Raw genomic sequence first — 21,120 nt, forward strand, 5'->3', positions numbered from 1 at the left:
TGTCACGCGGCGCTTGACCACAGCCCCCTTTCCCCCAGATCTGGAGACAGGAGATACGCGATGACGAAAACCAGCTTTACCATCGACGCGATGCATTGCGGCGCCTGCACGGGCCGGGTGGAACGTGCGCTTCTGGCCGAGCCGGGGGTAAAAACGGCCGCTGCGAACCTGATGGCACGCAGCGCCAGCGTCGAATTCGAGGCCCCCGCCACCCCGGCGAGCCTGCGCGCGGCGCTCGAAAAGGCGGGCTACCCGGCCTCGGGCGGCACCGCGCGGCTGGAAATCGAGGGCATGACCTGCGCCAGTTGCACCGGCCGCGTCGAGCGCGCGCTGACCGCCCTGCCCGGCGTCACCTCGGCCAGCGTCAATCTCGCGACGCAAAGCGCGCAGGTCTCCTTCGACGAAGCGGCCCTCACGCCCGAGGATCTCGCCCGCTCCGTGACCGAGGCCGGATATCCCGCCCGCATCGCCGACCGCAGCGCGCCCACGGCGCCCGCCGCCGAACGCCAGGCCGCCGAGGCGCGCAAGCTCAAGCATCAGTTCCTGCTCTCGCTCGTCCTGACCTTTCCGGTCTTCGTACTCGCGATGGGCGCGCATATGATCCCCGGCGTGCATCACCTGATCGCGTCCAGCATCGGCGAGCGCGCGAGCTGGTGGATTCAGTTCATCCTGACGGCCGCCGTTCTCGCCTTCCCGGGGCGCATGTTCCTGCGCATCGGCATCCCCGCCCTTCTGCGTGGAGCGCCCGAGATGAATTCGCTCGTCGCGATGGGGTCGCTCGCGGCATTCCTCTATTCCGCGCTGGTGACCCTCGCCCCCGGCCTGCTGCCCGAAAGCGCCCGCGCCGTCTATTTCGAAGCCGCCGCCACCATCGTCACGCTGATCCTGCTGGGCCGCTGGCTTGAGGCGCGCGCGAAGGGCCGTGCGGGCGAGGCGATCTCGCGACTGATCGGGTTGCAGCCCAAGACCGCCCGCGTGCAGACAGAGACCGGCGTCGAGGAACGTTCCATCGCGGAACTCGCCCCGGGCGACGTGCTGCTGCTTGCCCCGGGCGAGCGGGTGGCGCTCGACGGGGTGATCACCGAAGGCGCGGGCCATGTCGATGAAAGCATGCTCACGGGTGAGCCCCTGCCCGTCTCGAAATCCGAAGGCGACAAGATCACCGGGGGTACGGTGAATGGCGAGTCCGCACTCAGCTACCGCGTCACCGCTACCGGTGCCGATACCGTACTCGCGCGCATCATCGCGATGGTCGAGGAGGCACAGGGCGCGAAACTCCCCGTTCAGGCCTTGGTGGACAAGGTCACACGCGTCTTCGTGCCGGTGGTGATGGCGCTGTCGCTTCTGACCTTCGCGATCTGGATGGTTGCGGGGATGGGCTTCACCCATGCTTTCGTCGCCGCGATCTCGGTGATGATCATCGCCTGTCCCTGCGCGATGGGGCTGGCCACGCCCGTCTCGATCCTCGTGGGCACCGGGCGCGGCGCCGAGCTGGGCTTGCTGTTCCGCCGCGGCGACGCGCTGCAACGGCTTTCCGAGGTCACGCTGGTGGGCTTTGACAAGACCGGCACGCTGACCGAAGGCCGGCCCGCGCTGACCGATCTGGAGCCGCTCGCGGAGCTTTCGGAAGGCGACATACTCGCGCTCGCCGCCGGCGCCGAGAGCCGGTCCGAACACCCGCTCGCCCGCGCGATCCTCGCCGAGGCCGAGGCGCGCGGCATCTCCCATGCCCCGGTCAAACGCGTGAAGGCGCTCTCGGGCAAGGGGCTGCGCGCGCAGGCCGAGGCGGGCAAGCTCTGGATCGGAAATGCCGCCGCCATGGCCGAGGCCGAGGCCGATATCTCGCCTTTCGCGGCGCGCGCGGCCGCCCTCGCCGCGAAAGGCCGCACCCCGGTCTGGATGGCGCTCGAGGACCGGCCCGTCGCGCTGATGGCGCTGTCGGACCCGATCAAAGCCGAGGCGCGCGAGGCTATCGCGGCGCTGCACAAGGCGGGCGTGCAGGTCGCGATGGTGACCGGTGACACCCGCGCCACCGCGCAAGCCGTGGCCAACGCGCTCGGCATCGACCGGGTCGAAGCCGAAGTGCTCCCCGAGGGCAAACGCGACGCGGTCGAGAGCCTGCGCGCAACCGGCGCCGTGGCCTTCGTCGGCGACGGGATCAACGACGCGCCCGCTCTGGCCACCGCCGATGTCGGCCTCGCGATCGGCACCGGCACCGATGTCGCGATCGAGGCGGCCGAGGTGGTGCTGATGCGCGGCGATCCGACGGGCGTGGCCAAGGCGCTCGATCTGTCGCGCGCGGTGATGCGCAACATCAAGCAGAACCTGTTCTGGGCCTTTGCCTATAACGTCGCGCTGATCCCGGTCGCGATGGGTATCCTCGTGCCCTTCGGCGGCACCGGCCTGTCGCCGATGCTCGCGGCGGGCGCGATGGCGTTTTCCTCGGTCTTCGTGGTCTCGAACGCGCTGCGCCTGCGCCGCGCGGCCCGCTGATCCGGGCGCTGATCGGCGGGAGCGCGCCGAGGCGGAATTTCCCGACTTCCCAAGCGCGCCGCCGCCCGGTTAGCTGCATGCGACCCGACCGGAGCGCATGCATGCTGACACGCCGATTTTTCCTTCTCTCGCTGAGTGCGCTCGCCGCATGCGGCGGCTCTCCCCGCCCGATGGCAAAGCCCGTTTACAACCCACCGCTTCATCCCGGCGAAACGCCCGAACTGCGCGTGTTGATCAACCACTATTCCGATCACTACGGCGTGCCGCGCAGCCTCACGCACCGGGTGATCCAGCGCGAGAGCCGCTACCGCGCGAACGCCCGCAACGGCCCCTATTACGGGCTGATGCAAATCCTGCCCCAAACCGCGCGGGGGATGGGCTTCAAGGGAAAGCCGAACGACCTGCTCGATGCCGAGACGAACCTCAAATACGCGGTGAAATACCTGCGCGGCGCCTGGCTTCTGGCCGATGGCTCGGAGGATCGCGCGGTGATGTGGTATGCGAAGGGCTATTATTACGAGGCCAAGAGGCGCGGGATGCTGAAGGCGACCGGATTGCGCTGACCCGGCGCGCGCGCCTGTGGCGGGATGAGGACGCTCCGCGGGGGATATTTGGAGCAGTTGGAAACGAGAACCCGTCTTCCAACTGCTCCAAATATCCCCGCCGGAGGCATCCGCCCTCTCAACCCGCGCGCCTTATTCCGGAGCGCGCAACACCCCCGCAGGCCGCGCCGCCAGCGGGCGCAACGCGAAGACAAGGCCTGCAAGCAGCGTCGCGATCACCCCGCCCGCCACGATCAAAAGCGCGGGGATCGGCGCGAAGCGGAACTCCGCCCCCATCACCAGATCGACCACAGCCCAGCCCGCGAGCCCGCCGAAGAGGATCGCGACGAGACCCGCCGCCGCTCCCATCAGGGCCGAGCGCAGGGCAAAACTTGCCAGGATCGCGCCGCGGGTGGCGCCCAGCGTTTTCAGCATCGCGGCTTCCCAGGCGCGCTCGCGCTCGCCGGCCGCCGCGGCTCCGATCAGCACGACGAAACCGGTCAGCAGCGTCACGCCTGCCGCAAGCGAGGTGGCGCGCGCGATGGCCGAGAGGGCCTCGGTCACACGGGCGATGGCGTCGCGCACGCGGATCGCGGTGATATTGGGGAAGCGCTCGGCCAGATCGCGCATCACCTGTGCTTCGGCCTTGGGCGGGGCGTAAATCGTCGCGAGCCAAGTATGGGGCGCGCCGCGCAGGGCCGCCGGGTCGAGGGTCAGCACGAAACCGATCCCGCCGGTCGAGAAATCCACATCGCGGAAGGAGGTGACCTTCGCGGTGATGTCGCGCCCGAGGATATTCACGGTGATGTCGTCGCCGAGGTTGAGCCCGATCTCCTGCGCTTCCTTGGCGGAAAAACTGGCAAGCGGCGGGCCGTTGTAATCCGCGGGCCACCATTCGCCCGCCGTAAGTTTCTCACGTGGGCTATCCGCATAGGTCACGCCGCGATCGCCGCGCAGCACCCAATGCTCGCCATGGATCTTGCGCGCATCCTCGCCGTTGATCTTGGTGATGACGCCGCGCAGCATCGGCACGCTTTCGACCTTGGTGACCTCCGGCATACCCGCCAGCAGATCCTTGAAGGGCTGGATCTGGTCGGGCTGAATGTCGATGACGAAATAGGCGGGGGCAACCTTCGGCAGGTCGCGGTCGATGGCGCCGCGCAAGCCGCTATCGACCTGGCCGACGGCGGCCAGAACCGAGAGGCCGAGGCCGAGCGAGAGGATCACCGAGCGCGCCTCGGAGCGTGGCCCGCCGATCGCCGCAAGGGCTGCACGCAGGACCGGGCGGCCGCGGGCAAGGCGCTGGCCTGCACGCGCGGCGCGGCGGATCACCGAAGCCGCAAGCGTCAGGATCAGCAGCGCGAAGGCGATGCCGCCAAGGCTCGCGAGCGTCAGAGTCCAGAGGCCGGAGAACCAGGCGGAGACGCCCACGATCACCGCCAGAAGCACGACCGTCAGTGTCAGGGTCGGCCAGCCCGGCAGGCGACGGCCCGCGCCGGTGTCACGATAGAGCGTGGCCGCGCGCATCCTCGACATGCGCGAGAGCGGCCAGAGCGCGAAGAGCGCGGCGACCAGCGCGCCGTAAAGGGCGGCCTCGCCCAGCGGGCCGGGATCGAGGGTGATCGCGACGGGCAAGGGCAGCGCGCGCTCGATCAGGCTCGAGGCGCCGAGCACCAGCCCCGCCCCAAGCACGAGCCCCGCGAGAATGCCGATCGCGCCGAGGGCCGCAAGCTGGATGAGGAAGGCCGCACGGATCGTGCGGCCGGTTGCGCCAAGCGCGCGCAGCGTGGCGATGGTGGGGGCCTTGCGCTCGATCCAGGCGGCCACCGTGGCAGAGATACCGACGCCGCCCACAGCGAGGCCCGCGAGCCCCACCAGCACGAGGAACGAACCCAGCCGCTGCACGAAACGCTCGGCGCCCGGTGCGGCCCGCCTGCGATCCGACCAGCGCATGCCCGCACCTTCGAACCGCGCCTCGGCCTGTGCCTGCATCGCGGCGAGATCGGTCTGGGCCGGAAGGGTCACGCGATACTGCGTCTCGAACAGCGAGCCCGGCGCGAGCAGCGGCGTTTGCGCGATGGCCGAGAGCGCAACGATGGAATGCGGCCCAAGCCCCATCCCTGCCCCGGTCGAATCCGGCTCGCGCAGGATCCGGGCCATCATCACGAAATCCTGCCCGCCCAGCTGGACCTTGTCGCCCGACTTGAGACCAAGGCGGTCGGCCAGGATCGGATCAAGGAAAATCCCCGGAACGCCCCCCTCGCCTTTCAGCGCCTGAGGCGTCACGGGCGGATCGAGTTGCAGCTTTCCGGTCAGCGGATAGGCCCCGTCCACCGCCTTCACCTGCGTCAACGCTCGGTCGGCGGGATCGATGCCGGTCGAAAGCATCGAGCGGAAGTCGATCACCTCGGACACGGCCGTCGCGTGATCGGTGATCCATTGCAGCTCGTCGGGTTTGGCGCGACGATAGGTGAATTCGTATTGCGCATCGCCGCCGAGCAGCACCGCGCCCTGATCGGACAGCGCGCGCTCGATCGCGGAACGCACCAGCCCGACCGAGGCGATCGCGGCAACCCCCAGCATCAGGCAGAGCAGCATCACCCAGAAGCCGCGAATGCCGCCGCGCAGCTCGCGCCGGGCGATGGTCAGCGACAGGCTCATGCGGGCGCGCCCTCGGGGGTGACGACCTTGCCGTCGCGCAGCTCCACGATCCGGTCGCAGCGCGCTGCGAGATCGGGCGCATGGGTCACGAGAACCAGCGTCGCGCCGTGTTTTTCCTGAAGGCCGAACAGCAATTCGATGATCGTTTCGCCCGTCGCGCTATCGAGGTTCCCCGTGGGTTCATCGGCCAGAAGGATCGCGGGGCGCGGCGCGACGGCACGGGCCAAGGCCACGCGTTGCTGCTCGCCACCCGACATCTGGCTGGGATAGTGATCGAGCCGATGGGCGAGTCCCACCGCCTCCAACTCGGCCGCCGCACGCTCGAACGGGTTCTCGACACCGGCGATTTCCAGCGGCATCGCGACGTTTTCCAGCGCCGTCATCGTCGGGATGAGGTGGAAGCTTTGGAAAACAACCCCCATATTACCCCGGCGGAACCGGGCCAGCGCATCTTCGGACATCGTCGAAAGATCGTGCCCCAAAGCCGTGACAGACCCGGAGGTGGCTTGCTCAAGCCCCCCCATCAGCATCAGGAGCGACGATTTGCCAGAACCAGACGGCCCCGTGAGCCCGACGCTTTCCCCCTTGGCCACCTTCAGGTCGATCCCCCGCAGGATCTCCACCGGGCCGGTATTGCCGTCAAGCGCGAGCCGCGCGTCTTTCAGTTCAAGGATGGTCTCGCTCATGCGCCACTGTCTTTCTTTTGCTTCAAAGGGATATGGGCCGGTCCTCGGGATACGCAAGCGTCTGGCGGCGGGTTTTATCGTCGCGGGGCTGGCCTTTGGCGCGGGTCCGGCGCTGGCGCAGGTGTCGATCCTCGCGCTCGGGGACTCGCTGACGCAAGGGTATGGGCTGGACAATCCCGAGGACGGGCTGGTGCCCCAACTGCAGGGCTGGCTGCGCGATCACGGGCAGGATGTGACGGTCATCAATGGCGGCGTGTCGGGCGACACCACCGCAGGCGGGCTGTCGCGGATCGACTGGCTGCTGACCCCGCAGCCCGATGCGGTGATCGTGGCGCTTGGCGGCAATGACCTGCTGCGCGGGCTTCCTCCCTATCAGGCGCGGGAAAATCTCGACGGTATTCTGGCGAAGTTGCAGGCCAAGGGCATCCCCGCGCTGCTGGCCGGGCTGCCCGCGCCGGGGAATTTCGGCACCGACTACCAGAAGGAATTCGACGCGATCTATCCCGATCTGGCGCAGAAATACGGTGCGGTTCTGGTGCCCAACCTGCTCGCCCCGATCATGAAGACCCCGATCGAGGAGCGTGCGAGCACCGACCTGATGCAGCCAGACAATATCCATCCATCCCCCGAGGGCGTGCAGAAGGTGGTCGCGGCGCTGGGGCCGAAAGTTCTGGAGTTGCTGGCGAAGGTGAAGAGCGGGAGCTGAGGCCGCAAACGCCTCGGCTACGATCGCGCCGCGCGCCGGTCCAGAGCCCAGAGAGCACCCGCCCCGGCCACGCCCAGAAGCGCCCCGGCCGCGGCGGCCAGCTCATAGCCCGCCAGTGCCGTTCCGATCGCGAAAACGGCGGCCGAGAACCCGTCGCCTGCGAGCTTTTGCAGTGCCATGAGCGAGGCGCCCGCGCCGGGCCGGTTCGACAGAAGGTCCTGCAGATAGGCCATCGGTTGCGTCAGCACGACCGCGCCGCCGATAGCGCCCGGCAAGGTCAGCAGCCAGACGAAGGGCGTCGGGGCCAGAAGCGGGATCAGCCCCAGATGGGTCGCGTAAAGCGCCGCGCCGATCCAGATCAGCGCGGTGCGCTCGATCCGGCCCAGCACCAGCGGCAGGGCCAGCATGAAGGGCACCTCCAACCCCGCCATCAGCCCGGCGTAAAGCGCGGTATCGGCGGCGCCGCGCCCGGGGGTCGCCTCAAAGACCAGCCCCATCACGACGAGATAGAGCATCACTGCGCCGTTGATCGTGCCAAGCGCCACGACACGGGCCAGGATCGGCAGGTTCGCCATCTCGCGCAGCGACTGGCGAAAGCTCAGCCCCGATTTCGGATCGGGCCAGCGCGTCGCCCCGTCGCGCGGCCAGAACAGGAAGGTCAGGGCGACGATCGCGGCACCGAGGCTCAGCGTGACCGGGTAGATCGCGGTGAGCGGTGCGCCCTGATCGAACACCACCGACCAGATCGGCAGCACCACGACCCAAGGCAGCGCAAACAGCGCCCGCAGGGTCGACAGGATCGCGGGGCGGTCGGCTTCGGGATGGGTCGAGGCCGCAAGCCGCGACAACGCGAAGAGCTGGCCGAAGATCGAGGCCGAAAGCGGCAGGATCAGCGCGTTCGCGATCACGAAGACGACCCAGTTCTCGCCCGCCAGAACCAGCCCGGACCCCACGATCAGCATCGCCGAGGTACCAAGCGCGATGGCACGTCGGTTCGCGCGCTGATCGGCAAGGATGCCAAGCCCGACTGAGGCCGAGACCGACAGCACTGAGGCTACCAGCAGCACCCCCGAATAGGCGCGATCCGACAGCCCGAACACCTTGATCGCGAGCGCCGAGACATAAGGCCCCATCGTCGCCGCATGGGCTCCGAACAGCACCAGAAGCACCGCGGCAAGCCGCAATGCAGGGTCGGAGAGGACAAGGCGAACGGGGCGGAACATGGGGCCGCTTTGCGCCTCTTGGCGCGCGAGTTCAAGTGGGGTTTCGAGGCAGGGCGCGGAGAGGTGACCCGGCAAACCCTTAGCAATCGCACAGGCTTGGCGTTCCATCGGCAGGTTTCCGCTGCGTCAGATGACGCGGCGACCCGGCGCGCTAACTGAATTGAAAGGGCGGAGAGAGGACAGTCACAGGCAGAAAGGTTCCGACATGCTCTCACGCCATATCGCTCTCAAGTTCGACACGGCGATCCGCAATATCCTGACGCGTGCGGAGGGGCCGAGGGCGGATGTGATGACGCCTCGGCTGGGTCGGCTCGAAGATGCCGAAACCGCGCAGGAGCAGGCTTGCGCGCGCATCATACAGGACATGGAGCCCGATGAGCGTGCGGTGTTGTGCCTGACCTATGGGCTAACGGGCCACAAGCCGATCCCGCCCCACTGCGCGGCGGATGTGCTGGGCTGGTCGCTGATCCAGACCATGACGATCGGCGAAGGCGCTATCCTGCGGTTGCGCAATGCAGCCAGAGCGCGGGAAGCGTTCGAGCCGCTTCTGACAAGCCTCCATCCGCGCCTGCTGGCGGTGGCCGACGAGATCTACGAGATGCGGCTGGCCGATCTTCCCCGGCGCAAGCGCGATCTGGTGCTTAAGCGGTTCTGGTGCGATCTGACGCCGCTCGAACGGCTCGCCCTGCGCGGCTTTGGCGAGGGCGAGGTGCCGGAGATGGAGCGCGCCTTGCAGCGGCGCGCCTCGGGTCAATTGCTCTGCTAAGCGGCACTCAGCGCCAGTCGAAGAAACCTTCGCCCGCCTGAGACAGCAGGTCGCGCGCGAGGTGTTCGCCCATCGCGGCGCCATCGTCGATATCGCCCCAACGCTCGCCCGAGATCGCCTCGGAACCATCGGGCCGCAGGATCTCGCCGCGCAGCCAGAGCCGGTCGCCTTCGATCAGCGCCAGACCCGCGATCGGGGTTTCGCACGACCCGTCGAGCGTCGCGAGGAAGGCCCGCTCCGCCGCCAGACGCTGCGCCGTAGGCACATCGTGGATCGGATCGAGCAGCGCCTCGGCGCGCCCATCCGACATCCGGCGTTCGATCCCGATCGCACCCTGTGCCACGGCGGGCAGCATCTCTTCGGGCTCGATCGCGCAGCGCGCCACATCGGTCATGCCCAGACGGTTCAGCCCCGCCATCGCGAGGAAGGTCGCCGCCGCCACCCCGTCTTCGAGCTTCTTGAGCCGGGTCTGCACGTTGCCGCGAAACTCCACCAGCTCCAGATCGGGGCGCACATGACCGAGCTGCGCGCGGCGGCGCAGGCTCGACGAGCCCACTTTCGCGCCCTCGGGCAGCGCCTTGATCGAGTCGTGAAGCAGCGACACGAAGGCATCGCGCACATCTTCGCGCGGCAGGTAGCAATCGAGCACCAGCCCCTCGGGCTGCTCGGTCGGCATGTCCTTCATCGAATGCACGGCGATGTCGATGCGGCCATCGACCATCGCCTCTTCGATTTCCTTGGTGAACAGCCCCTTGTTTCCGATCTCCTTGAGCGGCGTGTCGGACGCGATCAGTGCCCGGTCGTCGCCCGTGGTCTTGATCACCACGATCTCGAAAGCCTCTTCGGGCAGACCATGCGCAGCCATCAGCCGCTGCCGGGTCTCGTAGGCCTGCGCAAGCGCCAGCGGCGAGCCGCGGGTGCCGATCTTGAGCGGGGATTTCGCATCGAGCATCTGTGTCATGGCACCGGAATATCCGCGACAGATGGCCCGTGCAATGGGGCTCGCGCTTGACATGACGCCTCAGGTGGCGATGAAGGGGGCAAAGAGGAGGCGCGAATGACCGACAAGACGATCCTGCGGGCTTTGAATGGCGAGGTTCTGCCCACCCCGCCGGTCTGGATGATGCGCCAGGCGGGCCGCTATCTGCCCGAATATCGCGCCACGCGCGCTCAGGCAGGCGATTTCCTGTCGCTTTGCTACACGCCGGATCTCGCCGCCGAGGTGACCTTGCAGCCGATCCGCCGCTACGGCTTCGACGCGGCGATCCTGTTTGCCGACATTCTTCTGCTGCCGCAGGCGCTTGGTGCCGATCTGTGGTTCGTCACCGGCGAAGGCCCGCGCCTCTCGACCACCACGAGCGCCGCCGATTTCGCCAAGCTCAAGGGCAAGGATGACATCCACGAAACCCTCGCCCCCGTCTACGAGACCGTCGGCATCCTGAGCCGGGAACTGCCGCGCGAGACGACGCTGATCGGCTTTGCCGGCGCGCCCTGGACGGTCGCGACCTACATGATCGCGGGCCGCGGCACGAAGGATCAGGGCCCGGCGCATGCGCTCAAGGCCGAGGATCGCGAGACTTTCTCGAAGATCATCGACCTGCTCACCGTCTCGACCATCGAATATCTCTCGAAACAGGTCGAGGCCGGGGCGGAAGTCGTGAAGATCTTCGACAGCTGGGCCGGGTCGCTCAAGGGCCAGGATTTCGAGGATTTCGCGGTCGAGCCCGCCCGCAAGATCATCTCCGAGATGAAGGCGCGCTTCCCCGGCCTGCCGATCATCGCCTTCCCGCGCGAGGCGGGCGAGGGCTATATCGGCTTCCACGAGAAAACCGGCGCCGATTGCGTGGCGCTCGACAATTCGGTGACGCCGGAATGGGGCGCGGCCAACGTGCAGATCTCGGGCTGCGTGCAGGGCAATCTCGACCCCAAGCACATGGTCACCGGCGGTCAGGCCCTGATCGACGAAACCCGCCATGTCGTCGAGGCCTTCAAGAACGGCCCGCATATCTTCAACCTCGGCCATGGCATCACCCCCGATGCCGATCCCGAGAATGTGGCGCTGATGATCGAGACGATCCGCAACGGTTAACGTGCGGTCTTCACCGCGAACCAGACCGCCACCGCCGCCAGAGCCAAGGAGAGCACGCGCCCGAGAATAAGGGCGCGTCTCGGATCCTCGAAGAACCGATGCGCGGCACCCGCTGCGGTGACGATCACCAGGTGGATCGCGGTGGCGACGAAGACATAGATCGCGGTGAGGACGAATACCTCGCGCAGCGCATCGGACCGTGCGGCGAGGAAGGTCGGCAGCACCGCGATATAGAACACCGCCGCCTTGGGGTTGAGCAGGTTGGTGATCAGACCGCGCCGGAAATAGCGCCAGTTCGACGATCCGAGCGGCGCGAATTGGGCGGCCTCGTTGCCTGCCCCGCGCCAGCCATCCCAGGCGAGCCAGAGCAGGTAAAGCACGCCCGCCCAGCGCAGCCCCTCATAGGCGGCGTTCGACGCGCTCACCAGCGCCGCCACCCCCAGCGCCGCCGCGATCCCGATCAGCGCCAGCCCCAGAGCCACGCCTGACACCGCCGCATAGCCCGGGCGGCGTCCCTGCGAGGCGGCCACCAGCGCGAGATAGGCCATGTTCGGCCCCGGCGTCAGCTCGATCAGCACCGAAGCCAGGGTGAAGGCGAAGAGCGTATCGTAACTCAGGGATCCCATGTGCCTCTTCGGCCCTGTCAAAATATCCCGGGGGGAACGGCATCATCCGAGAGTGGCCGCGCGCCTTTCATTCGAAGCTCGCAAGCCGCTGCAGGGGGTGTGGGCCACGCCCCTCAATACCACTTCGCCACGGGGGGCAGGCTCATCAGTACCGCATCGGCATTGTGTCCGGTCTCGAGCCCGAATTTCGTGCCCCGGTCATAGACCAGATTGTATTCGGCATAGAGCCCGCGATGGCGCAGTTGGGTCTCGCGATCCTCCTCGGACCAGTCCTGAACACGGCGCTTCTCGATCAGCGGCTGGAAGGCAGGCAGGAAAGCCGCGCCAACCGATTGGGTGAAGGCGAAATCCTCGTCCCAGTCATCGGTGTTCAGGTCGTCGTAGAAGATGCCGCCGACGCCGCGCGCGCGACCGCGATGGGGCACGAAGAAATACTCGTCCGCCCAGGCCTTGAAGTGGTCGTAATAGCTCTTGTCATGGGTATCGCAGGCCGCTTGCATCTGAGCGTGGAAATGCTCGGTATCCTCGTCATATTCGAGGCATGGATTGAGATCCGCACCGCCGCCGAACCACCAGGCTCCGGGCGTCCAGAACATGCGCGTGTTCATGTGCACGGCGGGGCAATGCGGGTTCTGCATGTGGGCAACGAGGGAAATCCCGCTTGCCCAGAAGCGCGGGTCTTCCTCCATCCCCGGCACCCCGCGCGCCGCCATCGCCTTTTGCGCGCGCGGAGCCAGCTCGCCCCAAACGGTCGAGATATTGACGCCGACCTTCTCGAAGACCCGGCCGCCGCGCATCACGCTCATCTTGCCGCCGCCGTGGTCCTCGCCGTTCGGGCCCTTGCGCTCGGTGGGCGTGACTTCGAACCGGCCCGGTGCCTGATCGGCGAGCGGGCCGTCGGCGTGACTGTCCTCGAGACCTTCGAATGCGGCCACGATCCGGTCGCGCAGATCCGAGAACCATTGGCTCGCCCGGGCCTTGCGGGCGTCGAAATCCTCAACCGTGTCAGTCATGCGGGGCCTCCCATAGCTTTGGCGCGATCCTTAGCAGGCCGGTGCGCGTGCGGAAAGGGCGCGATTGATCACACGCGCGCACAGGCGTAGGCTGGAAGAAAGGAGATGCCCGATGCGTGCTGCCCTGTTCCTGATCCCGCTTTTTCTTCTGGCCGCCTGCGGCACACCGCAGGAGCGCTGCATCCGGCAATCGACCGCCGAATTGCGCCGGGTGACCCAACTGGTCGCAGAGGTGCGCGGCAATCTCGCGCGTGGCTATGCCTGGCAGGAATACGAGACCGAAACGAGCCGCTGGGAAATCTGCGGCTATGACACGATCACCAAGGGGGACAAGGTGATCAGGCGGCCGCGCATGTGTCTGGAGGATTACACGGTGACCCGGGAGCGCCCGGTGCCGATCGACCCTGTCGTGGAGAAACGCAAGCTCGAAAACCTGCTCAAGCGGCAGGCCGAGCTTAGCAAAGCCGCCGAGGCGCAGATCGCGGCCTGCAAGGCGGCCTATCCGGAAGATGCGCAGTAAGCCGCGCAGGCCCTAGCCTTTAAAAGGGCCCCTTAGAATGCCGGGACCTGCACCCGGTCCAGAAGACCGCGCCCGCCATCGACATTGATGATCTGACCGGTCACGAAGCTTGCGCCCGAGGAGGCCAGGTATTGGACCGTCTCGGCCAGTTCCGAGGGAGGAGCGATGCGTCCCAGAGGGGTGCCTTCGCAGATCGCCTCGCGCCAGTCGTGGTTTTCCTTCAGCGCATCTTGCAGCGAGCGGCTCATCACCGAGGCGAAGCTCACCCCGTTCACGCGGATACGATGCGGCGCCAGCGCGACAGCGAGCGAGCGGATCGCCTGATCCTGTGCGGCGCAGGCGATGGAATAGGCCATCAACTCGGGCTGGGTGCGCGCCGAGGCAAGCGTCGAGACATTGATGATCGTGCCGATCTCGCCCTCGGTGCGGCCCTCGTCCTCGGCCTGTTTGATCATCCGTTTGGCGGTCAGCTGCGACACCCGCAGGGCCGATTTCATGTTCTGCGCGAGCATCGCGTCGAGCACCTCGGTCGAAGGCTCCAGCGGATCGCAAGGCGCGAAGGTGCGCGCGCAATTCACGAGGATGTCGATCCGGTCGAACGCGTCCACCGTGGCCGACAGCAGGTTCTTCACCGTCAGCTTCTCGCAAAGGTCGCCCGAGAAGTAACGGGCGGATCCTTCGGACTTCGCCTCGTCACCGAGTTCGGAGAGCAGTTTCTCTTCGTCGATATCGGCAAACATGACCTGGGCGCCACGGTCGATGAAATGGCGCGCGATGGCGAGGCCGATACCATGGGCCGCGCCCGTGACGATGGCGGTCTTGCCGGAAATGGAAAGGGACATGGGAGGTCTCCCTGGGTGGTTTGGCGCAGGTTAGGCGAGCTCAACGCCGCTTGCGAGGGGCGAGGCTGCGTTTGGGCGCGTCTGTGGCGCGTTTGCTCGCCACCTGTTTTGCCGAAAGCGGCTTGGCCGCGCGGATGATGCGAAACCGGGTCGAGGGGCCGGTCGGCGGAGTGATCTCCTCGACCTCCTGGAACGCCTCGGAGAGCGCATCGGCATAGGGAAGGTGACGGTTCGCGACCATCCAGAGCGTGCCCGAAAGAGAGAGCATCCGTTGCGCGGCATGGATGAAGGCCAGCCCCAAACCAGGCTCGGCGCCGCGCGCGGCGCCATGGAAAGGCGGGTTCATCACGACGGCATTGTAGCGGTCTGCGGGCATATGGCGGGTCGCATCGGCCCAGAGGAAATGGGCGCGCGGATCGGAGATGTTGCGCTTGGCGCACTCGAGCGCGACCGCGTCCGACTCCACGAGATCGAGCTGTTCCACGCCCTTGCGCGCGAGGATCTGCGCCGAGAGCCAGCCCCAGCCAGCGCCAAGATCGGCGACCCGCGCGGGCAAAGTCTCGGGAAGGCATTCGGCCAGCAGCGCCGATCCCTCATCCACCGCATCGGCGGAAAACACGCCGGGACGGGTCACGAAACCCTCAGTCGGATGCAGGTCCGTTGCAGCCCAATCCGCAAGCGGTGCCGGGTCGGCAGCGAACCACGCAATCTTGCCATGCGCCTTGGCGATCGGGGCGGAGAGATCCACCCGGCCGCGCAATTCCTTGATCAGCGAGTCGATCCCCTCGGTCTTTACCCCGTCGACGAAAACCGGGCCGCCATCGGTGACGCGCGCGGCAGCCTCGGCAAGAAGCGCCTTGGCCTCGGCCTTGGCGCGCGGCGCGAAGACGATCGCTGCGGCATAGTTGCCTTCGGGCGCAACGCTCACCCGAACCCCGCGCGCGGACAGCGCATCGTAGTCGGGCTTCTCGCCTTGGATGGCGACGAGCCGCTCCAGCGGCAGCCCGCCCAGATCGAGCGTGCCCGAGGGTGCGAACAGCGCGATGTCGCCGGTCTCCGGCAGAGAGCCGGGCAGTTCGAGCGCAAGCGTCAGGCGGGGATGGCTCATCGGCGGACCTCCGGAAAGAAACGGGCCCGCCAGATAGGCGGGCGGCGCAGATTCTGCAAGAAAGCGCGGAACGTCAGTCCTTCTCCATCGTGCATTGCAGAGGGTGCTGGTGGCGGCGGGCGAAATCCATCACCTGCGCGACCTTGGTTTCGGCGACCTCGAAGGAGAACACGCCGACGACGGCCAGTCCCTTCTTGTGCACAGTCAGCATGATCTCGAAGGCCTGCGCGTGGTTCATGCCGAAGAAACGCTCGAGGATATGCACGACGAATTCCATCGGCGTGTAATCATCGTTGAGCAGCATCACCTTGTACATCGGCGGGCGCTGCGTCTTGGGCCGGGTCTTGGTCGCGACTCCGGTTTCGTCTTCGCTGTCGTCCTTGTTGTCGTCGGACATCATTTGAAGCGGCTCGATCACGGGCACTCCGGCAATCAGGAATCGTTGAGGGGCTCTGGCGGAATATAGGCTCTTCGTGACATATGAAAAGCCTTTGAGGCTTGAGAGTGACGAAAGGCGAAACGATGCGGCTCACGGTGATCGGGTTCGATGCGGATGATACGCTGTGGCACAACGAGCGCTTCTTCCAGCTAACGCAGGCGCGCTTTGCCGAACTGATGGCCGATCACGCGGGCGCCGACCATCTGGGCGAGCGTCTGATCGAGGCTGAGAAACGCAACATCACCCATTACGGATTCGGGGTGAAGGGCTTTACCCTCTCGATGATCGAGACCGCAATCGAGGTGAGCGAGGGGCGCGTGCCGGCCTCGGTTCTGGCCGAGATCCTCGCTGCGGGCCGCGAAATGCTCTCCCACCCGATCGAGCTCTTGCCGCATGTGCGCAAGGTGATCGAGTCGCTTTCGGATCACTACCGGATCATGCTTGTGACCAAGGGCGACCTGATCGATCAGGAGCGCAAACTGGCGCAATCGGGCCTGGGGGATCTCTTCGACGCCGTCGAGATCGTTTCGGACAAGAAGCCAGCGGTTTATGCCGAGGTTTTCGCACGCCACGGCGCGGGGGCCGAGCACGGATTGATGGCCGGCAACTCGTTGAAATCCGATGTCATCCCGATGATCGAAGCCGGTGGCTGGGGGGTGCATGTTCCCCATGAGCTGACATGGGCGCTCGAACATGCCGAAGCCCCGGTGGCGCACCCGCGTTTCGCCGAACTTCCCGACCTCAGCGGCCTGCCCGCGTTGATCGAACGGATCGAGAGCTGAGCGCGACTTTTCCGCCCTCACGAAATCGCGATCAACCCCTAGAGGGGTGCCTGCGGGTCAGCCCACCACATCTTGCGGTATTGCATGAATGTCGCACTGAAACCGCTTGAAAATAGATGGTTTTCAGCTCGCAGGGCACGTGTTACGCTGATCGCAGCAAGTCCCGAAAGCCGTCAACGATGCGGCACATAAGACAAGGGGCGCGAGAGGCAGTAAAAAGGTGAGAGCCGTGACCACGCTGATGCGCTGGGTCCGTTCAGGGCTGTTCGTATTTCTTCTGACAATTTTCGCCCCGCTTGCGGCGATGGCTGCGCCTTACGCGGCGATGGTGATGGATATGCGCACCGGCGAGGTGCTCTACTCCAAGAATGCCGATACCCCGCTGCACCCCGCCTCACTGACCAAGATGATGACGCTCTACATCACCTTCCAGGCGATCGAGCATGGGGAGATCAGCCTCGACGAGATGGTCACCGTCACTAAGCATGCCGCCTCTCAGCCACCGTCGCGACTCGGTCTGCGGCCGGGCCAGAAGATCGCCGTGCGCTACCTGATCCGCGCCGCCGCGATCAAATCGGCCAATGATGCGGCCGCAGCGCTTGGCGATTTCATCGGCGGCTCCGAGGAGGGCTTTGCCGACCGCATGAACCGCACCGCCCGTCAGCTCGGAATGACCAACACCCATTTCGTCAATGCCAACGGCCTGACCCGCAAGGGGCACCTGTCCTCGGCCCATGACATGACGATCCTCGGGCGCCACCTGTTCTTCGACTTCCCGCAATATTACAACATCTTCTCGCGCCGTTCGGCCGATGCGAAGATCGCGACCGTCTATTCGACGAACCGCCGTTTCCTGAACGCCTATCAGGGCGCGGACGGGATCAAGACCGGTTACACCTCGGCGTCGGGCTTCAACCTGACCGCCTCGGCCAAGCGCGGCAACGAACGCGTCATCGCCACCGTTTTCGGCGGCACTTCGACCGCGCAGCGCAACGCCAAGATGGCGGAGCTTTTGGACCTGGGCTTCAAGCGCGCGCCCTCCAAGGCGCCGACCCAGCGCCCGACCCCGCCGCGCTACATGGAACCGCAGGACGGCGGCCAGCCGATGCTTCTGGCAAGCGCCAAGCCGCTTGCTCCGAAGGAAAGCCCCCGCCCCGATGCCCGCCCCGCGCCGCCCAGGGCCGACAGCGATGCGATCGCGCTGGCCCTCGCGGAAGCCGTGCAGGCCGATCAGGCTGACGACAATGCGACGGATGTCCCCGAAGACGTGGCCGAGGAAAGCGATGCGCCCGCAGCTGACACCCAGCTCGCGGCCCTCGAGACCGATGCGCCCGGCGAGGCGGCCGCAGACGCGCCGGATGCGGAAGATATCGTCGTGGCCGAGGCCGGAACGGTCGGGATCGGTACCGACATCATCGCGAGCCCGCGCCCGATGCCCGCGCCGCGCCCGGTCATGATCGCCGAAGCCACACAATCGCTGCCCGCCGCCGTGACCAAGGCCACTCCGCTCGCACAGGCGCAGGCCAGCGACGCGGCCGCGCGCGCCGAGGCCGATGCCGCAGCCGAGCCCAGCGATATCCAGCTCGCCTCCTACGAGCCTCAGGCAGATGCGCCGAGCGGACCGAAATTCATCCAGAGCACCGAGCCGCAGCCCGAGACGCAGGAGCTTGCGCAGGCGCGCACGCTTGATCTGGGCGACGAAAGCCTTGCCGAAGGCGACGCAGTGCCCCCCACCCCTGGCTTCCTCCAAGTGACCGCACCTCAGCCCGAAACCGTCGCCATGGCCGATGCACCCGAAGCGCGGCCCTCGACGATGATTCTCGCGGCACTCACGCCGCCTGCCCCCGCGCCGCAAGCCAAACCGCGCATCGTGGCGCGTGTCTCCAGCTCTGGCGGGCGCAACTGGGGCGTCAGCCTCGGTCAATTCGGCTCACGTTTCGCGGCCGAGCGTCATATGCTGACGACGGCGCTGATGGAATCGGATACCTTGGGCGAGGCACTTCGCAAGGTCGCACAACGCAAGACCGGCTATGAGGCGAATTTCGTCGGGATGACCGAGGATATGGCTTCGCTCGCCTGCGCGCGCCTGCAGGCCCGCGCGATGGATTGCAAGGTGATCGGCCCCTGACCCCTCTTCCTCCGGTCGGGCCAGATCAGAGAAAGCCGCGCTTCGCAGGGCGCGGCTTTTCTCTTGCGTTGTTGGAGATCCGAGCCCCGGCCCGCTCAGTCCTGCTTGGGCCGGTCGTCAAACTCGTCCGAGAGGATGCGCTCGGCGTCGCCCTTCGGATCGTCATACTGGCGGTTCTTGATCGACCACCAGAAGGCGGCAAGGCCAATGCCGCCCAGCAGCAGCGAGATCGGGATCGAGTAGAGAAGTGCGTCCATCGTCAGTCTTTCTCAGCGCAGGCGCAGCGAGTTCAGCGAGACGGTGATCGACGAGGCCGACATCGCGAGCGCCGCCATCAGCGGGGTTGCGAGCCCGACCAGCGCCAGCGGCACCGCGATAATGTTATAGACGATCGAGATGCCGAAGTTTTCCTTGATCCGGCGGCGCGCGCGCACCGCGATCGACGCCGCATCCGCGACCGGGGCAAGCTCCTTGCCCAGCAGCACGATATCCGAGGCGGTGCGCGCGGCATCGAGCGCCGAGGCCGGAGAGACCGAGACATGCGCGGCGGCCAGCGCGGCCGTGTCGTTGAGCCCGTCGCCCACCATCAGGACGCGATGGCCCTCATGGGTGAGATCGTTCACCAGCTGCGCCTTTTCGAGCGGCAACGCACCGGAGCGGTAATTCTCGATACCCAGGCGAGCGGCGAGCTCGGAGACCGCGCCCTCGACATCGCCCGAAACCAGCCAGACCTGTTTGCCCTGCGCCTTGAGACCCGCCACCGCGTCTTCTGCGCCCGGGCGCAGGCTGTCGGCAAAGGTGATCGCGATCGGTGCGCCATTGCCGATCCGCAGATGGGTCGCGGTGGTCGCGCCATCCTCGGCCCCGATCCAGTTCGCGCGGCCCAGACGCACGGTCTGGCCCTGCCAACGGCCCTCGACGCCGTAACCCGGAACTTCGCGCAGATCCTCGAGAATGGCGGGCGCCGCCCCCTGCCCCAACGCGACGTCATGGAGCGCGCGCGCGAGCGGGTGAGCCGAGCCCTCGGCCAGAGCCATCGCGACCGATAGAGCCTCGGCGGAAAGCGCGGACAGGTTCTGCGGGCGCGGCGCCCCCATCGTCAGCGTGCCGGTCTTGTCGAAGACGACCGTGTCGACCTCGGCCAAACGTTCGAGCGCCGTGCCATCCTTGATCAGCAGCCCCTTGCGGAACAGTTTGCCCGACGCAGCCGTCACGACCGCAGGCACCGCGAGCCCCAGTGCACAGGGGCAGGTGATGATCAGAACCGCGGCCGATATGTTCACTGCCAGACGGAAATCCCCGCCCGTGATCCAGGCCCAGGAACAGAAGGCCGCGAAGGACAGCAGGTGAACGATCGGCGCGTAGAGGCGCGCGGCGCGTTCGGCCAGCGAGGTATATTTGGTCTTGGCGCTTTCCGCCATCGCCACGAGATCGGCCATGCGGTGCAGCGAGCTGTCCTTGCCCGCCGCCGTGACGCGGATCGTGAGCGGACCGGTCAGGTTCACTTCGCCCGCCGAAAGCACCATGCCCGGCGCGACCTGCACCGGCAGGCTCTCGCCCGTGAGCACCGAGCGGTCGCTCTCGGAATGGCCCTCGATCACCTCGCCGTCGGCGGGGATGCGGCCGCCCGGACGCACCCGGATCAGATCGCCCGGCACGAGTTCCCCGACCGGCACCACGACCTCGGCCCCCTCGCGCAGCACGGTCGCGCGCGGCACTTCGAGCGCGGCCAGCTCTTCGGCCGCCGAGCGCGCCACGGCGCGGGTGCGATAGTCGAGATAGCGCCCCACCAGCAGGAAGAAGGTGAGCATCGTCGCCGCCTCGAAATAGGCATGCGAGCCGGAATGCATCGTCTCGAACAAAGAGATCCCGAGGGCCAGCAGGATCGCGAGCGAGATCGGCACGTCCATCCCCAGACGCCCGCCGCGCAGCGCAGCCCAGGCGTTGGCGAAGAAGGGTTGCGCCGCAAAGATCGTCGTCGGGATCGCGATCGCCGCCGAGATCCAGTGGAACAGGTCGCGCGTCGTGTCCTCGGCCCCGGACCAGACCGCGACCGAGAGCATCATGATGTTCATCATCGCGAAGCCCGCGACGCCGATACGCATGAGAAGATCGCGACCGCGCTTGTCGGCCTCGGTGGCCGAGAGCATGCCCGGATCGAGCTCATGCGCCTCATAGCCGATCCGGTCGAGTGCCGAGATCAGGTTCGCCGCCTCGACATCGCTTTCGGCATCGACCGAGGCGCGTTTCAGCGTCAGGTTCACCCGGGCCGATTTCACGCCCGGTTGCTTCATCAACTCGCGCTCGACATCGGTGATGCAGACCGCACAATGCGCTGTGGGCAGCGAGAGCATGATCCGCGCGCCCCTGATATCGCCCGATTTCGCCATCTGCTCGGCCGAAGGGGCCGCGATGCAGGCAGGGCAGGCCGAGGCCGAGACATGCTCGTCCTCGAACTCGTCCACGCTGCGAGATGGCGCCGGCGAAACCGTCATC

19 protein-coding genes are annotated in these 21,120 nt (G+C 66.9%); 8 read left to right on the plus strand and 11 right to left on the minus strand.

Features of this window, described 5'->3' with window-relative positions:
* Positions 1-60 precede the first annotated feature (60 nt).
* Positions 61-2,493 carry a heavy metal translocating P-type ATPase gene (locus BMI90_RS00650; RefSeq protein ID WP_078524932.1) on the plus strand — a complete coding sequence of 811 codons (2,433 nt, stop codon included), beginning with the start codon at positions 61-63 and terminating at the stop codon, positions 2,491-2,493.
* A 101-nt stretch (positions 2,494-2,594) separates the two neighbouring features.
* Complete coding sequence (locus BMI90_RS00655) at positions 2,595-3,056, plus strand: lytic transglycosylase domain-containing protein (protein ID WP_078524934.1); 462 nt, start codon at positions 2,595-2,597, stop codon at positions 3,054-3,056.
* A 132-nt stretch (positions 3,057-3,188) separates the two neighbouring features.
* On the opposite strand, the gene BMI90_RS00660 is transcribed toward BMI90_RS00655, so the two are convergent.
* Entirely contained in the window at positions 3,189-5,696 is a 2,508-nt protein-coding gene (locus BMI90_RS00660) for an FtsX-like permease family protein (RefSeq protein WP_078524936.1), read from the minus strand.
* The gene (locus tag BMI90_RS00665; RefSeq protein ID WP_078524938.1) at positions 5,693-6,382 is read right to left on the minus strand and encodes an ABC transporter ATP-binding protein; all 690 of its coding nucleotides are present in this window, start codon (positions 6,380-6,382) and stop codon (positions 5,693-5,695) included. Before BMI90_RS00665 ends, BMI90_RS00660 begins: the two co-directional genes overlap by 4 nt.
* Between BMI90_RS00665 and BMI90_RS00670 the strand changes: the two genes are divergently transcribed.
* Positions 6,381-7,088: an arylesterase gene (locus BMI90_RS00670; protein WP_078524940.1), complete on the plus strand. Its 708-nt coding sequence runs from the start codon at positions 6,381-6,383 to the stop codon at positions 7,086-7,088. The genes BMI90_RS00665 and BMI90_RS00670 overlap by 2 nt on opposite strands.
* Before the next feature lie 17 nt (positions 7,089-7,105).
* Here BMI90_RS00670 and BMI90_RS00675 read toward each other — a convergent pair whose 3' ends face one another.
* On the minus strand, positions 7,106-8,311 hold the full coding sequence (locus BMI90_RS00675; protein WP_078524942.1) for a hypothetical protein: 1,206 nt from the start codon (positions 8,309-8,311) through the stop codon (positions 7,106-7,108).
* A gap of 205 nt (positions 8,312-8,516) precedes the next feature.
* Here BMI90_RS00675 and BMI90_RS00680 point away from each other — a divergent pair, with 205 nt between their 5' ends.
* Positions 8,517-9,077: a hypothetical protein gene (locus BMI90_RS00680; protein ID WP_078524944.1), complete on the plus strand. Its 561-nt coding sequence runs from the start codon at positions 8,517-8,519 to the stop codon at positions 9,075-9,077.
* Positions 9,078-9,084: 7 nt separating this feature from the next.
* Here BMI90_RS00680 and hemC read toward each other — a convergent pair whose 3' ends face one another.
* Positions 9,085-10,038 (minus strand): hydroxymethylbilane synthase, encoded by a 954-nt coding sequence (gene hemC / locus BMI90_RS00685; RefSeq protein WP_093469903.1) that lies wholly within the window; start codon positions 10,036-10,038, stop codon positions 9,085-9,087.
* Positions 10,039-10,134: 96 nt separating this feature from the next.
* Here hemC and hemE point away from each other — a divergent pair, with 96 nt between their 5' ends.
* Positions 10,135-11,166: a uroporphyrinogen decarboxylase gene (gene hemE / locus BMI90_RS00690; protein WP_078524946.1), complete on the plus strand. Its 1,032-nt coding sequence runs from the start codon at positions 10,135-10,137 to the stop codon at positions 11,164-11,166.
* Here the strand turns inward: hemE and BMI90_RS00695 are convergent.
* The gene (locus tag BMI90_RS00695) at positions 11,163-11,792 is read right to left on the minus strand and encodes a LysE family translocator (protein ID WP_078524948.1); all 630 of its coding nucleotides are present in this window, start codon (positions 11,790-11,792) and stop codon (positions 11,163-11,165) included. The genes hemE and BMI90_RS00695 overlap by 4 nt on opposite strands.
* Positions 11,793-11,905: 113 nt before the next feature.
* Positions 11,906-12,805 (minus strand): oxygen-dependent coproporphyrinogen oxidase, encoded by a 900-nt coding sequence (hemF, locus tag BMI90_RS00700; protein ID WP_078524950.1) that lies wholly within the window; start codon positions 12,803-12,805, stop codon positions 11,906-11,908.
* A 112-nt stretch (positions 12,806-12,917) separates the two neighbouring features.
* Here hemF and BMI90_RS00705 point away from each other — a divergent pair, with 112 nt between their 5' ends.
* On the plus strand, positions 12,918-13,325 hold the full coding sequence (locus BMI90_RS00705; RefSeq protein ID WP_078524952.1) for a hypothetical protein: 408 nt from the start codon (positions 12,918-12,920) through the stop codon (positions 13,323-13,325).
* 32 nt (positions 13,326-13,357) lie between these two features.
* Here BMI90_RS00705 and BMI90_RS00710 read toward each other — a convergent pair whose 3' ends face one another.
* From BMI90_RS00710 to clpS, 3 genes are all read right to left on the minus strand, one after another.
* Positions 13,358-14,167 carry an SDR family oxidoreductase gene (locus BMI90_RS00710; RefSeq protein WP_078524954.1) on the minus strand — a complete coding sequence of 270 codons (810 nt, stop codon included), beginning with the start codon at positions 14,165-14,167 and terminating at the stop codon, positions 13,358-13,360.
* Positions 14,168-14,207: 40 nt separating this feature from the next.
* Positions 14,208-15,275, minus strand: coding sequence for a methyltransferase (locus BMI90_RS00715; protein WP_078524956.1), 1,068 nt, complete (start codon positions 15,273-15,275; stop codon positions 14,208-14,210).
* A 73-nt stretch (positions 15,276-15,348) separates the two neighbouring features.
* Positions 15,349-15,672, minus strand: coding sequence for an ATP-dependent Clp protease adapter ClpS (gene clpS, locus BMI90_RS00720; protein ID WP_093470013.1), 324 nt, complete (start codon positions 15,670-15,672; stop codon positions 15,349-15,351).
* A gap of 125 nt (positions 15,673-15,797) precedes the next feature.
* Between clpS and BMI90_RS00725 the strand changes: the two genes are divergently transcribed.
* Together BMI90_RS00725 and BMI90_RS00730 are read left to right on the plus strand one after the other, a co-directional pair.
* The gene (locus BMI90_RS00725; RefSeq protein ID WP_078524958.1) at positions 15,798-16,496 is read left to right on the plus strand and encodes an HAD family hydrolase; all 699 of its coding nucleotides are present in this window, start codon (positions 15,798-15,800) and stop codon (positions 16,494-16,496) included.
* 241 nt (positions 16,497-16,737) lie between these two features.
* On the plus strand, positions 16,738-18,624 hold the full coding sequence (locus BMI90_RS00730) for a D-alanyl-D-alanine carboxypeptidase family protein (protein ID WP_078527124.1): 1,887 nt from the start codon (positions 16,738-16,740) through the stop codon (positions 18,622-18,624).
* Between the two features lie 95 nt (positions 18,625-18,719).
* Here the strand turns inward: BMI90_RS00730 and ccoS are convergent, their stop codons facing one another.
* Both ccoS and BMI90_RS00740 read right to left on the minus strand, forming a co-directional pair.
* Entirely contained in the window at positions 18,720-18,881 is a 162-nt protein-coding gene (gene ccoS, locus BMI90_RS00735) for a cbb3-type cytochrome oxidase assembly protein CcoS (protein WP_038072065.1), read from the minus strand.
* 12 nt (positions 18,882-18,893) lie between these two features.
* A complete protein-coding gene (locus BMI90_RS00740) occupies positions 18,894-21,119 on the minus strand; it encodes a heavy metal translocating P-type ATPase (protein ID WP_078524960.1) in 2,226 nt (741 codons plus the stop codon).
* Between the last annotated feature and the right edge of the window lies 1 nt (position 21,120).

Origin of the sequence: Thioclava sp. L04-15, from assembly GCF_002020275.1 — a bacterium.
GTDB lineage: Bacteria > Pseudomonadota > Alphaproteobacteria > Rhodobacterales > Rhodobacteraceae > Thioclava > Thioclava marina.

Excerpts from the sequence above, each read along its gene's own strand:
- BMI90_RS00650 (WP_078524932.1), top strand. The coding sequence starts at position 61 with ATGACGAAAACCAGCTTTACCATCGACGCGATGCATTGCGGCGCCTGC.
- BMI90_RS00655 (WP_078524934.1), top strand. The coding sequence starts at position 2,595 with ATGCTGACACGCCGATTTTTCCTTCTCTCGCTGAGTGCGCTCGCCGCA.
- BMI90_RS00660 (WP_078524936.1), bottom strand. The coding sequence starts at position 5,696 with ATGAGCCTGTCGCTGACCATCGCCCGGCGCGAGCTGCGCGGCGGCATT.
- BMI90_RS00670 (WP_078524940.1), top strand. The coding sequence starts at position 6,381 with ATGCGCCACTGTCTTTCTTTTGCTTCAAAGGGATATGGGCCGGTCCTC.
- BMI90_RS00665 (WP_078524938.1), bottom strand. The coding sequence starts at position 6,382 with ATGAGCGAGACCATCCTTGAACTGAAAGACGCGCGGCTCGCGCTTGAC.
- BMI90_RS00675 (WP_078524942.1), bottom strand. The coding sequence starts at position 8,311 with ATGTTCCGCCCCGTTCGCCTTGTCCTCTCCGACCCTGCATTGCGGCTT.
- BMI90_RS00680 (WP_078524944.1), top strand. The coding sequence starts at position 8,517 with ATGCTCTCACGCCATATCGCTCTCAAGTTCGACACGGCGATCCGCAAT.
- hemC (WP_093469903.1), bottom strand. The coding sequence starts at position 10,038 with ATGACACAGATGCTCGATGCGAAATCCCCGCTCAAGATCGGCACCCGC.
- hemE (WP_078524946.1), top strand. The coding sequence starts at position 10,135 with ATGACCGACAAGACGATCCTGCGGGCTTTGAATGGCGAGGTTCTGCCC.
- BMI90_RS00695 (WP_078524948.1), bottom strand. The coding sequence starts at position 11,792 with ATGGGATCCCTGAGTTACGATACGCTCTTCGCCTTCACCCTGGCTTCG.
- hemF (WP_078524950.1), bottom strand. The coding sequence starts at position 12,805 with ATGACTGACACGGTTGAGGATTTCGACGCCCGCAAGGCCCGGGCGAGC.
- BMI90_RS00705 (WP_078524952.1), top strand. The coding sequence starts at position 12,918 with ATGCGTGCTGCCCTGTTCCTGATCCCGCTTTTTCTTCTGGCCGCCTGC.
- BMI90_RS00710 (WP_078524954.1), bottom strand. The coding sequence starts at position 14,167 with ATGTCCCTTTCCATTTCCGGCAAGACCGCCATCGTCACGGGCGCGGCC.
- BMI90_RS00715 (WP_078524956.1), bottom strand. The coding sequence starts at position 15,275 with ATGAGCCATCCCCGCCTGACGCTTGCGCTCGAACTGCCCGGCTCTCTG.
- clpS (WP_093470013.1), bottom strand. The coding sequence starts at position 15,672 with ATGTCCGACGACAACAAGGACGACAGCGAAGACGAAACCGGAGTCGCG.
- BMI90_RS00725 (WP_078524958.1), top strand. The coding sequence starts at position 15,798 with ATGCGGCTCACGGTGATCGGGTTCGATGCGGATGATACGCTGTGGCAC.
- BMI90_RS00730 (WP_078527124.1), top strand. The coding sequence starts at position 16,738 with ATGCGCTGGGTCCGTTCAGGGCTGTTCGTATTTCTTCTGACAATTTTC.
- ccoS (WP_038072065.1), bottom strand. The coding sequence starts at position 18,881 with ATGGACGCACTTCTCTACTCGATCCCGATCTCGCTGCTGCTGGGCGGC.
- BMI90_RS00740 (WP_078524960.1), bottom strand. The coding sequence starts at position 21,119 with ATGACGGTTTCGCCGGCGCCATCTCGCAGCGTGGACGAGTTCGAGGAC.